This window comes from Rhizobium sp. X9 (genome assembly GCF_018873185.1).
Classification (GTDB): domain Bacteria; phylum Pseudomonadota; class Alphaproteobacteria; order Rhizobiales; family Rhizobiaceae; genus Agrobacterium; species Agrobacterium oryzihabitans.
Genome location: NZ_CP071312.1, coordinates 846,425 through 858,995, shown reverse-complemented (window position 1 = coordinate 858,995; position 12,571 = coordinate 846,425). Strand labels below are relative to the sequence as shown.

Here is a 12,571-nt window from a genome sequence, read left to right as displayed (position 1 = left end):
TCACGGTTCCACTGTGGCGGGGTAGCTCAGGTGGTTAGAGCAGCGGAATCATAATCCGCGTGTCGGGGGTTCAAGTCCCTCTCCCGCTACCATTTCAATTTTTCTTTTAATGGTCCCTTCAAGGCGTGCTCAGCCCGATTAGCACTATTTCGGCACTGAACCATGTTGGAAGCAAAGGCCATTGAAGCCTTAATTCGCAGCGTTCAAAAATCTCTTTGCACTTTTTCTTCCATTCACGCTGCCCTTGCCGATTATCGGCCGATGCGCATGCCGATTTACACGGCCCGACAAATGGTCGTCTGGAAAGAAATTCCTAGCGAATTTCTATCTGGCGTAAGCTGTGAATTGGGCTATCCACGTTCCGTCTGTTGACCGGACGACTTGATCCAGAATGAACGTTCCCGCCGTTTTTTGAAAGAAACCACATGGGTTCGAGACGGAACATCTTCGGAAAGAGCCGCCATTGGAAAAGCGAAGCGATGTTTCCCCTTGCACCTCAAGCTTCGCCAAAAACTCCCCGCCTGTGCCACAAATTCTCGTTCCGTCAGCAATGACGAACGTCCCCGAGGTCTGTTTCTGCGGGAGTTGCACGCATTCTGTCACAGATGGCGCGACTGGAGATGAACTCGAGACTTCTACTCCAGTTGCTGGTCGCGCCTGATTACCAGTACGCTCCAGTGCCGCTAACCGAGAAAGGATTGGTGACAGGTCAATATTTCCCGGCGTGGAGATACCGGGCTCTCCTGGAATTCCCTGCGGTCCACGGTCCCCTTTAGGGCCAGCATCACCGGGGTCTCCTTTATCGCCTTTTTGCCCTTTTGCTCCAAGGCCCGTCACCTGCGTTTTCTGTAAGATTTCTTGCAGTTGCGTGACTTGCCCTTTCAGAGTTTGGACTTCTGCTTTAGATGCTTCGATTTGACTGTTGAGATTGCCGACATAAATCCCCAAGCCAATCAGTGCGCCCCCGATCGGGATCAACGTTCCGGCGATGCCGACGGTTTTCAACCACATTCCCTCTGACATTGGCGCTCCTGCCTTGATCACGTCTTTGGTTTTATATGAAAACTTTAAAACCCTGAATTGCAACTGAAATATTGGCTTCTGAAACCTACGGCAATCCTTCAGGGTGCATCGGCGGGTAAATCATCGCCAAAAAAAGGGAAACCCGCCCGCTGTCAAATGCAGCCGACGGGTCTCAACCTTTACCCCCTCCCACAAGGGCGGGTGAACAAAAGCACATCAAACGAATTATGGCAAGATCATGGCGACCATATTGTTGCGGTGGATGGCCCGGTGCGCCAGTTTAGTGGCGGATGGCAGAGTGTGACCACCTCCTTATGCCGCTCATAGGGCGACCGGTAGGACACAACATTCTCACTGCAGCGCATTTCAGCCTGATTCGAATAGACGTTTTGCGCGACGCGTTGGTGATAATGCGTCTTGTGCCGCGGAGCCTGATCCTGGCCATAGACGATCATGTCGGCGGCGAAAGATGCGGCTGGCACTAGGAAGACGGCGAGTGCGGCAAACAGAGCGGTGCTCTTGAGATTTGCGGACATGGGTTGTTTCCCCGGCGTTGATCAACGCAGGAGAACGCCTTGCATGGGAGAGCTGTTCCACTCCGCCGCCCATTTTTCGCCGGCGACACTTGCCCCAAAAAAATGCCCGCTCGCGGCGGGCAATTCAGAGGGGAACTGAGGTTAGGAGCCTCGCGTCAGAAACGCTCGTTGTTGCCATAGGTTCCCAGCGCGCCGGTAATTTTATGGCGTACTCGCTGATTGAACATCGTGAAGGCGGCGAGCGCAGAATAATATGTCGGGACTTCGGCTGCCTGAGGCAACGCGTTTACACTGCAAAATCTGTCTTTGGGAAGTTTGGAGCGGGCGAAGGGATTTGAACCCTCGACCCCAACCTTGGCAAGGTTGTGCTCTACCCCTGAGCTACACCCGCTCAAATCCATCGGTCCGGGGTAGTACGCTGAACCGTGGGTCGCCACAGTTGCGGCGACGGGCGCTATATCGCTCAATCGATTTTGGAATGCAACAGGGAAATGACAAAAACGCGAAAATTTCTTTGAGAAATGTGACAAGCGGCGGAAATGATTGAGAATTTTCGAGCCGTTCCGTCTTCGCGCGTTGCCAAGCCCGGATCGCCCCCTTAATCATGGCGGTGAAGATATCGGAATCGGCAAAGGCAGGCGGCAGGATATGGCGGAAAATTCTCCGAAGACGGCAGCGGATTTGTTCGCTTTTCTGGACGGGCTCGGCATCGCGCATACGACGAAGGAGCATGAGCCGGTCTATACCGTCGCCGAATCCCAGTCCCTGCGGGATCTCATCCCGGGCGGTCATACGAAGAACCTTTTTGTGAAGGACAAGAAGGATCAGTATTTCGTTCTGACCGTTGAGGAAAATGCGGTCGTTGACCTGAAGAGCGTTCACAAGACGATTGGCGCCGCAAGTCGCGTATCCTTCGGCAGACCGGAAAAAATGCTGGAATATCTGGGCGTGGTTCCGGGTTCCGTGACGGTTTTTGGCGCCATCAACGATAGTGGCGGCGAGGTTACCTTCGTGCTCGACAGCGATCTTCTGGAAAACGAGCTGATCAATGGCCATCCGCTTTCCAATGACCAGACGACGACGATAGGAAACAGGGATCTCATTCGTTTTCTGGAGGCGACCGGTCATACGCCGCTTGTCTTGAAAGTCAGCGAGTGAGATACGATCTTTGCTTCAATCTATCCAATATGACAGAGATTACGGGAGACCGGCATGAGCGGCACGAACAATCCTTACGGCAGTTCCTATGGCGGGCAGATGTCCGGCAACGCGCAATATAGCGGCGAGCTGAACGGTGCATCCTCCGGTCACATCAAGGACACGACGACAGCCGCTTTCTCCAGGGATGTTCTGGAAGAATCGCGCCGCCAGCCGGTTCTTGTGGATTTCTGGGCCCCGTGGTGCGGCCCGTGCAAGCAACTGACCCCGGTGCTTGAAAAGGCCGTCAACGAGGCCAACGGTCGCGTGAAGCTCGTGAAGCTGAATATCGACGATCACCCGTCCATTCCGGGCCAACTCGGCATCCAGTCCATTCCCGCCATCGTCGCGTTCCTGGATGGCAGGCCTGTCGACGGCTTCATGGGTGCTGTGCCGGAAAGCCAGATCAAGCAGTTCATCGACAAGATCGCTGGACCCGATGCGGGTGATCCGAAGGCCGAGATCGAGGCGGTTCTTACCGAAGCGAAGCAGCTTCTGGCGGATGGTGATTTCAACGGCGCGGCGCAATTGTTCGGCGCCGTCATGCAGGCTGATCCTGAAAACCCCGCCGCGATTGCCGGTATTGCCGAATGCATGATCGCTGTGGGTCAATATGAGCGGGCAAGCGAACTCCTGTCTTCCCTGCCGGCAGAGGTCGCCGAGGATGCGGGCATCCAACTCGTGTCGAAAAAGATCGCGCAATATGAGGAAGCCCGCAAGATCGGCGACCCGGTGGCGCTGGAACGCGATATTGAAATCAATCCCGATCATTTCGAGGCGCGGATAAAGCTTGCCAAGGTCCTGAACGCTCAAGGGCGGCGTGACGAGGCGGCGGATCATCTGCTTTATGTCATGCGCAAGGACAGAACCTTCGATGATGACGGCGCGCGCCGCCAGCTTCTGGAGTTTTTCGAAGCCTGGGGCTTCAAGGACCCGGCAAGTGTCGCCGGTCGCAGGAAGCTTTCGGCACTACTCTTTTCGTAATGCGGGCATATCCCGGCAATAGCGGTTGATCCGCCCGCCGGGCAGCAGTGAACAGGGGGCTTGATCCCATGCATGTCGGAAATGCGAGATATGTGAAGAACGACGACCTGCCGGAAACCGTGCCGGTCTTTCCATTGCCTGGCGCCCTGCTTCTGCCGGAAGGCCATCTTCCGCTCAATGTCTTCGAGCCCAGATATCTCGCCATGATCGATATGGCGCTGGCTGGCCACCGTGTCATCGGCATGGTGCAGCCTGCCCTCAATGTCATGGAGGCGGGGCTTGAGGGTGGTCCTCTCAGCGCCGTTGGATGCCTTGGGCGCATTACCTCCTTTTCGGAAACGGGGGATGGCCGTTACATCATCTCGCTCACCGGCGTGTGCCGCTTCCGCCTGCTTGAAGAGGTGGATGCGGGCAAGCCCTATCGCAGTTTTCGCCACGCACCATTCATTGCCGATCTTTCCGGTGAATATGACGAGGATGCGGTGGACCGTGAAAACCTGCTGCGGGTGTTCCGGGCATTTCTGGATGCCAACCAGCTGGAGGCGGATTGGGAAAGTGTGGAGAGGGCGGGCAACCGTGTTCTTGTCAACTCGCTCTCCATGATGTCTCCGTTCGGGCCGGCCGAAAAGCAGGCGCTGCTGGAAGCACCCGATCTGAAAACGCGGGCCGAAACATTGATCGCCATCACCGAAATCGTTCTTGCCCAGGGATCGGGCGAGGGCGGCAACGTGCTGCAGTAGGGTCGCCGCCATGGACGACAGGATGAGCAATGTCGATCCCAAGCTCCTGGAGCTGCTGGTCTGCCCTTTGACGAAGGGGCGGCTTTCCTACGACCGGGCCCGCAACGAACTCATTTCCGAGAGCGCCAGACTTGCCTACCCGATCCGGGACGGCGTGCCGATCATGCTGATTTCCGAAGCGCGGAAAATCGAAGACTAACCTTCCCCTGACCCTCCGGTCTCTCCACATTGTCGCGTCGCAAATTGACGATGATGCGTTGACAACCGTGCGTGGATTTGACCAGAGTCCCGCCCGACATGTCTGTTGCGGGGAGAAAACTGATGTCGTTGCGCGCGCTCGTCCGGATCTCGTTGGTTGCGGTCTCAACCGCCATTGCTTTTCTTCCAGCCGCGGCGACGGAGCCGTCCCGCAAGGTCGTCACCACCCAAAACGGTGATTATTTCGGCTTCGATCTCAGAACAGAACAGAATGTCTCGCTGGAGCAATGCGGCGAGATTTGCGTTGGCGATACCGCCTGCAAGGCCTTCACCTACAATCCCAAGGTGAAATGGTGTTTTCTCAAGTCGGATTTCAATCAGCTGAATGCCTTTCCCGGCGCGGTTGCCGGCAAAATCGTGGAAGTGGCGGCTGAGGCCGATATCGGCGCACCGCAACGCCTGTCCTTCGTCACGGATAGCCTGCAGCAGGAAGCGCGCCGGTTGAAAACGGGCCTTGCGGCAAACGCGGGACAGGGCGAAGGCGGGCTGGAAAGCCTGCTTCAAACTGCCAGACAACAGGCAGCGGCGGGCAATATTCCGGATGCGGTCGAGACCTATAAGGCGGCTCTTGCGATCTCGCCCGAGGACGGCGCGCTGTGGGCGGAGCTTTCGCAGAAGGCGGCGCAGGTTAGCGATAATTATGCGATCGCTGGCCAGGCCGCTTCCGCTGCCATCAACGCCTATCAGCTAAGCCGCACGGTCAGCGCCCGCACCGAAGCGCTGAACCGGCTGGCGCAGGCCTTCGAAAAGACCCAGAATTATCGCGCGGCACTCAGCGCTTACAAGGAAAGCCTCACGCTTTCCGATAATGCCCAGACAAAGGCGGCCTATGCCGATCTGCGCACGCGCCAGGGTTTTCGCGTCATCAACAATACGATCGATACGGATAGCGTCAGCCCGCGCGCCTGCGTGCAGTTTTCCGAACCGCTGGTAAAGAATGGCGTCGATTATTCCTCCTTCGTCACGCTGGACGGAACCGCACCCAAGGCCATCGAAGCGAAGGGCAGCGAGATTTGCGTCGAGGGGCTGACGCATGGCCAACGCTACAAGATCGCGTTTCGCGCCGGCCTGCCGTCCTCGGTGGAAGAGCCGTTGGAAAAGCAGGTCAATCTCGATATTTACGTGCGCGACCGCGCAGCGAGTGTGCGCTTTACCGGCGAGAACTTCGTCCTGCCAGGCACGGCGCGTCGCGGCATTCCCATCGTTTCGGTCAATGCCGACCAGGCCAACCTGAAGCTTTACCGCGTCGGTGACCGCAACATCACAGCACTTCTCACCAATTCGCAATTTCTGACGCAGATGGACGGCTATAATGCCGACCGCATTGAAAACGAAATCGGCGAACTGGTCTGGCAGGGCGCGATAGACATCCAGCCCGACCTCAACAAGGATGTGGTGACGAGCTTTCCGGTGGATGAGGCCCTGCCGGAGCGTAAACCCGGCATCTATGTGCTGACCGCCGTTCCGCCCGGCACCGCACCGGAGACCTGGGATTCCCGCGCCACGCAATGGTTCCTCGTGTCCGATACCGGCATCACCACCTATGCCGGAACCGATGGTCTCAACGTCTTCGTCCGTGCGCTTGGCAGTGCTAAGCCGCTTGCGGACGTCGATTTGCAGCTGCTCGCCAAGAACAATGAAGTGCTCGGTACTGCAAAGACGGATGCGGATGGCAGGGCAGTGTTTTCGGCGGGCCTCATGCGCGGCACGGCGGCACAGGCGCCCGCCATCCTCACGGCGCGCAACGGTGACAAGGATTATGTCTTCCTGGACATGACGCGTGCCGGCTTCGATCTCTCGGATCGTGGCGTGACGGGTCGCGCTGCCCCCGGTGCCATCGACGTGTTCAGCTGGACCGAGCGTGGCATCTACCGCGCCGGCGAGACCGTGCATGCGGCCGCTCTTGCGCGCGATGTCGACGGCAAGGCAATCGAAGATTTGCCGCTGACCTTCATCTTCTCGCGCCCGGATGGCGTTGAGGACCGGCGTTTCGTCAGTGATGGCAAGGCGCTGGGCGGCCATGCGGTTGATCTGCCATTGCAGGCAAATGCCATGCGCGGCACCTGGACGCTGCGCATCCACACCGACCCAAAAACGGCTGCAATCAGTGAAAAGAGCTTTCTGGTCGATGATTTCGTGCCTGATCGCACGGAATTCGATCTTTCCAGCCAGGTGAAACAGATCGAACCGGGCGCGGAAACGGCAATCGATGTCGATGGCCGTTATCTCTACGGCGCGCCCGCCGCAGGCCTGACGCTGGAAGGCGAGGTTGCCGTCAAGCCGACCCGCACGAGCGCCGATTTCGAGGGGTATTTCTTCGGTCTGGCCGATGAGGAAAGCGAAGAGGAAAACCGCACCACGCTTGCCGACCTGCCAGCGCTGGACGACGAAGGCAAGGCGAGCTTCAATGTCGATCTGACCGATCTGCCGTCCACGACGCAGCTGCTTTCGGCGAATGTCACCGTGCGCATGCGTGAGGCCGGCGGCCGCGCCGTGGAACGCTCGCTGACGCTGCCGGTGAAGGCGCAGGCGTCGATGATCGGCATCAAGCCGCAATTTTCGGGCGATCTCGCGCAGAATTCCGTCGGTCGTTTCCACATCGTCGGCGTCTCAGCCGATGGCACGAAACAGGCGATGAGCGGTCTCAACTGGAAACTCATCAAGGTTGAGCGAAACTATCAATGGTATCGTCAGGGCAATTCCTGGCGTTACGAGCCGGTGGAATATACCAAGCAGACCGAAACAGGCACGCTTTCCGTCGATGCCAATGGCGCGGAGATTTCCGTGCCCGTCACCTGGGGCCGTTACCGGCTGGAAGTGGAAGGTGCCGGCAATGGCGCCCCGGTTTCCAGCGTCGAATTCGATGCCGGTTTCTACGTCGAGGCAAGCTCGACAGAGACACCGGATGCGCTGGAAATCGCGCTGGACAAACAGAGCTACAAGATCGGCGATACCGCGAAACTCAAGGTGTCGTCGCGTTTTGCCGGTCAGCTGATGGTCACCTCCGGTTCCGAAAAGCTGATTTCCGTGCAGAATGCTGAGATCGGTGAGGATGGCGGCGAGATCGACATTCCCGTTACCGAGGAATGGGGTGCGGGTGCCTATGTCACGGCCACGCTGTTCCGCCCGGGCGATGCGCAGGAAAGCCGTATGCCGATGCGCGCCATCGGCATCAAGTGGCTTGCCGTCGATCCGGCCGAGCGCAAGCTTTCCGTCACGCTCGGCGCGCCGCAGAAGACGCTGCCGCGCCAGCCGCTTGAAATCCCCATCAGCGTTGCCGGTGCGGGCGTGGGCGAAAAGGCCTATGCCATCGTCGCGGCGGTTGATGTCGGTATTTTGAACCTCACCCGTTATGAGCCGCCGAAGCCGGATGAATGGTATTTTGGCCAGCGTCGGCTTGGGCTGGAAATCCGCGACCTCTATGGCCGCCTGATCGACGGTTCGCTTGGCGCCACCGGCCGCCTGCGCACGGGCGGCGATGGCGGGGGCGCAGCATTGCAGGGCAGCCCGCCCACCGAAAAGCTCGTGGCCTTCTTCTCGGGGCCTGTCGAACTGGATGCGGATGGCAAGGCGACCGTGAGCTTCGATATTCCGCAGTTCAACGGCACGGCGCGCATCATGGCTGTTGCCTGGACAAAGACGGGCGTGGGACACGCTGTCTCCGATGCGGTCATCCGCGATCCCGTTGTGGTCACCGCCAGTGCTCCGAAGTTCCTCGCGCCCGGCGATGTCTCGCAATTGCGGCTCGATATCGCCAATACCGATGGCGAGGCCGGCGACTACCGGCTGGATGTGACGAGCAACACGGCCCTGACGGTCGATCAGGGCGAGATGTCGCAGACCTTGGCGCTTCAAAAGGGGGGCAAGTCTTCGCTGACCGTTCCCTTGACGGGCGAACAGCCCGGCAATGGCGCAATCACCATCAAGGTTTCCAATGCTGCCGGTATTTCGCTGGAACAGGTTCTGAACGTTCCGGTGCGCCCGGCCGTTCTGCCGGTCACGACGCGGCGTGAGATCAAGATTGCGCCCAATAGCAGCCTGACGATCAATGGCGACCTTCTGGCTGACAGCATGCTTCTCGGCTCGTCCGTCGCCGTCAACGTCACGCGCTCGCCAGCCTTCGATGTTCCGGCGCTGGTGATGATGCTCGATAAATATCCCTACGGCTGCGCCGAGCAGACGACGAGCCGCGCCCTGCCGCTGCTTTATCTTTCGGAAATGACGAAGGATAGCGGCATGGCCGAAGACCCCGATACCCACCGGCGCGTGCAGGAGGCGATCTACCGGGTGCTCTCCTTCCAGTCGAGTTCCGGCAGTTTCGGCCTCTGGTCGCCCGGTTACGGCGATCTGTGGCTCGATGCCTATATCAGCGACTTCCTGACAAGGGCGCGCGAGCAGAATTACGACGTTCCCGAACAGGCCATGGTGCAGGCGCTGAACAACCTGCAGAACGGCCTTTCCTATGACAGCAACGTCAAGGACCGCGGCAACGAGATCGCCTATTCGCTCTATGTGCTGGCGCGTAACCGCAAGGCGGCGATCAACGATCTCAGATATTACGCGGATACGGCGCTTGGCGATTTCCCGACGCCGCTTGCCAAGGCGCAGGTTGCCGCAGCACTCTCGCTTTATGGCGATCAGGCCCGCTCGAAGGCTGTGTTTGGCGCGTCGCTCGATATGGCGAGCCGTGCCACCAATGTGAGCTTCGCAAGGGCGGATTATGGTTCCGCCCTGCGTGATGGCGCGGCGACTCTGGCGCTTGCGGCGGAAAGCCGCCCGGTTCCGGCCGTTGTGCCGCAGCTTGCCGGTGCGGTGGCGAAGGAATGGGAAAAGAAACCCTATACCAGCACCCAGGAACAGGCATGGATGCTGCTTGCCGCCCGCGCCGTCAAAGGTGAGGACAAGGATATCCGCCTCGATGTGAACGGCGATTTGCAGACCGGCGGCTTCGGCAAGCGGATGAGCGGCGACGAATTGCTGGCTGCTCCCTTGAAAATCGCCAATGCTTCGGCCGATCCCGTCACGGCTGTCGTCACCACGGTCGCACCGCCGGCGCAGCCACTTGCCGCCGGTGGCGAGGGCTTCACCATCACCCGCACCTACTATTCGATGGATGGCGAGGAAGTGAACCCGAGCGAGGTGGCGCAGAACGAGCGTTATGTGGTCGTGCTGAATGTCGTGCCGCAAAATAACTGGCAGTCGCGTATTCTGGTAACCGACCTTCTGCCTTCCGGTTTCGAGATCGACAATCCGAGCCTCGTCAATTCTGCAGCCCTTTCGAATTTCGACTGGTTGCCGGAAACGGAAGCCGCGCATACCGAATTCCGCTATGACCGGTTCGTTGCGGCCTTCGACCGCTCAGCCGGTGACAGTTCGGAAATTACGCTCGCCTATGTGGTGCGCGCGGTTACCCCCGGCACCTATGATCATCCGGCAGCGTCGGTGGAAGATATGTACCGGCCGCAATTTGCCGCCCGCACGGCAACGGGCCGCATGGAGGTGCGTTCGGCAACCCCATGAGGCGGAAAAAGGCGATCATCGTCGGCATCGTGTCGGCCGCGCTGCTTTTAGGCGGCGCGGCCTTCGGCCTCGATGCGCTGGACAAGGCCTATCCGCCACCGCTGGACGCCGCTCAGCAGCGATCCTTCGAGGTGCTGGACCGCGACGGCCGGCTGCTGCGCGCCTTCGCAACACCGGATGGCCGCTGGCGGCTGAAAACCACCGCCGCCGAGGTCGATCCGCAATTTCTGCGCATACTGGTCGCTTATGAGGATCAGCGTTTCTATGAGCATCACGGCGTCGACCCGTGGGCACTGCTGCGCTCCGCCTGGCAACTGGCGAGCAACGGCCGGATTGTCTCCGGCGCATCGACGCTCTCCATGCAGGTGGCGCGGTTGATCGAACCGCGTGCCGACCGGTCGTTTTCGGCGAAATTTTTGCAGGCCGCACGTGCGCTCCAGATCGAAAGACGGCTCAGCAAGGCGGAGATTCTCGATCTTTATCTGAATATCGCGCCCTATGGCGGCAATCTCGAAGGCATTCGCGCCGCAAGCCTCGCCTGGTTCGGCAAGGAACCTGCGCGGCTCGATACGGCCGAGGCCGCCCTGCTCGTGGCGCTGCCGCAATTGCCGGAAAAGCGCCGTCCGGACCGTTTCCCGGATGCGGCAAGGCAGGCGCGGGAGCGCGTGTTGCAACGCCTTGCCGTCGAGCGTGTGGTGGGGGAAGGGGAGGCGGAAAGGTCGGGTCTTGCGGGCGTGCCCGCCAGCCGGCGGGATCTGCCATCCTATGCGCCGCATATGGCCGTTGCCGCGCGGGCGAAATTTCCAAATGTTACTGAGGTGCATTCCACGCTGAAACTGCCAATCCAGCGGGAACTGGAAGATGTGGCCCGCCATGCGGCGGAAAAGCTGGGAGACAGGGTCTCCGTCGCCATCGTCATGGCCGACGCGCAGACCGGCGACATTCTGGCGGAGGTGGGCTCGGCGGATTATCTCGATACGGCAAGGCGCGGTTTCGTGGAGATGAGCCGGGCCGTGCGCTCGCCGGGGTCCACCCTCAAGCCTTTCATTTATGGCCTCGCCTTCGAAGACGGTCTTGTCGGGCAGGAAACCATCATCGAGGATCGCCCGGCTGATTTTTCCGGTTATCGCCCGCGCAATTTCGACATGCATTATCAGGGCGATGTCAGCATCAGGCAGGCGCTGCAACTGTCGCTCAACGTGCCCGCCGTCAAACTTCTGGATGCGGTCAGCCCGTCTGCGCTGATGGTGCGTTTCCGGCGGGCGGGCGTGAGGCTCGTGCTTCCCGCAAACGAGGCGCCGGGGCTCGCCATCGCGCTTGGTGGCGCGGGTATTTCGCTGGTGGATCTGGTGCAGCTTTATGCGGGACTTGCTGGCGGCAGTGAGCCCGTGCGGCTCGGGGATGGCGTCCGCTCCACCCCGGAACGGCTCGGCGGTGACCGGCTGTTTTCCGATGCCGCGATCTGGAACGTCTCCGACATCCTGTCCGGCGTGCTGCCGCCGCTCGGCATGAAGCAGCGCGGCATCGCCTACAAGACCGGCACCAGCTACGGTTACCGCGATGCATGGTCGGTGGGTTATGACGGGCGGCATGTGGTCGGCATCTGGGTCGGGCGTGCCGACAATGGTGCGGTTCCGGGCATCGCCGGTTATGCGACGGCCGCCCCGATCCTGTTCGAGGCCTTCGAGAAGTCCGGCGTGGCGATCACGCCGATGCCGGCCGCACCTTCCGGTGTTGCGCGGGTTGCCGTGAGCGACCTTCCCGCCAACCAGCGACGTTTCACCCTGACCGCAAGTGGCCTGCTTTCCGCCTCGAAACGGGAAAGCGCCCCGCGCATCGTTTATCCGCCGGAAGGGGCAAGGGTCGAGCTTTCCAGCCAGTCGGGCATTTCGCCGCTGGTGTTGAAGCTGCAGGGCGGGCGTGCGCCTTTCCGCTGGCTCGCCAACGGCATGCCCCTGCCGGATGTCTCCCTTCGCCGCAACAGCGAATGGCGGCCGGAGGGGCAGGGATTTTCGACGCTGACGGTGATCGACGCCGATGGCCGCGCTTCGAGCGTGCGGGTTTTCATCGAGTGAGTTTTTAGGGTGCGCCTGCCGCAATAAGCGGTTTCGTGTCCGCCATTCTTCTAGATTTAACATCACCAGGTGGCGCGGCCGGTGAAGCTGCGGGGACTCGGCCTTTGTCATCGGCCCCACATCCCAATCCGGAAGCCGGCCAAAAGAAGAAATTTTGGAAATTTTATTGCCGTATAGAAATTCTGCAATTTTTGTTGCGAATCCTGTTTCATCCCGTTATGTTGAAACTGCGCCCGGA

The 12,571-nt window shown here is 59.9% G+C and carries 8 protein-coding genes and 2 tRNA genes; 7 read left to right on the top strand and 3 right to left on the bottom strand.

Annotated features, from left to right (window positions below; translation table 11 throughout):
* Window positions 1-15: 15 nt before the first annotated feature.
* Window positions 16-92, top strand: a tRNA-Met gene (locus JZY08_RS18870).
* 232 nt (window positions 93-324) lie between these two features.
* Here the strand turns inward: JZY08_RS18870 and JZY08_RS18865 are convergent.
* The 3 genes from JZY08_RS18865 to JZY08_RS18855 all read right to left on the bottom strand — a co-directional run bounded on the left by JZY08_RS18865 (window position 325) and on the right by JZY08_RS18855 (window position 1,950).
* Window positions 325-1,086: a collagen-like protein gene (locus JZY08_RS18865; protein WP_216333150.1), complete on the bottom strand. Its 762-nt coding sequence runs from the start codon at window positions 1,084-1,086 to the stop codon at window positions 325-327.
* Window positions 1,087-1,259: 173 nt separating this feature from the next.
* Complete coding sequence (locus tag JZY08_RS18860; protein WP_253204147.1) at window positions 1,260-1,559, bottom strand: hypothetical protein; 300 nt, start codon at window positions 1,557-1,559, stop codon at window positions 1,260-1,262.
* A gap of 316 nt (window positions 1,560-1,875) precedes the next feature.
* Window positions 1,876-1,950, bottom strand: a tRNA-Gly gene (locus tag JZY08_RS18855).
* Window positions 1,951-2,207: 257 nt separating this feature from the next.
* On the opposite strand from JZY08_RS18855, the gene JZY08_RS18850 reads away from it, so the two are divergent.
* The 6 genes from JZY08_RS18850 (at window position 2,208) to pbpC (ending at window position 12,333) form a co-directional block, all read left to right on the top strand.
* Complete coding sequence (locus JZY08_RS18850) at window positions 2,208-2,717, top strand: prolyl-tRNA synthetase associated domain-containing protein (RefSeq protein ID WP_003497546.1); 510 nt, start codon at window positions 2,208-2,210, stop codon at window positions 2,715-2,717.
* A gap of 54 nt (window positions 2,718-2,771) precedes the next feature.
* Window positions 2,772-3,740, top strand: coding sequence for a thioredoxin (gene trxA / locus JZY08_RS18845; RefSeq protein ID WP_137039181.1), 969 nt, complete (start codon window positions 2,772-2,774; stop codon window positions 3,738-3,740).
* Between the two features lie 68 nt (window positions 3,741-3,808).
* Window positions 3,809-4,480, top strand: a complete 672-nt coding sequence (locus JZY08_RS18840; RefSeq protein ID WP_035242879.1) for an LON peptidase substrate-binding domain-containing protein — start codon at window positions 3,809-3,811, stop codon at window positions 4,478-4,480.
* Window positions 4,481-4,490: 10 nt separating this feature from the next.
* Entirely contained in the window at window positions 4,491-4,679 is a 189-nt protein-coding gene (locus JZY08_RS18835; protein ID WP_003497541.1) for a Trm112 family protein, read from the top strand.
* 122 nt (window positions 4,680-4,801) lie between these two features.
* On the top strand, window positions 4,802-10,258 hold the full coding sequence (locus tag JZY08_RS18830) for an alpha-2-macroglobulin family protein (RefSeq protein ID WP_216333148.1): 5,457 nt from the start codon (window positions 4,802-4,804) through the stop codon (window positions 10,256-10,258).
* Window positions 10,255-12,333 (top strand): penicillin-binding protein 1C, encoded by a 2,079-nt coding sequence (pbpC, locus tag JZY08_RS18825; RefSeq protein WP_216333146.1) that lies wholly within the window; start codon window positions 10,255-10,257, stop codon window positions 12,331-12,333. The genes JZY08_RS18830 and pbpC overlap by 4 nt, the downstream gene beginning before the upstream one ends.
* Window positions 12,334-12,571 lie beyond the last annotated feature (238 nt).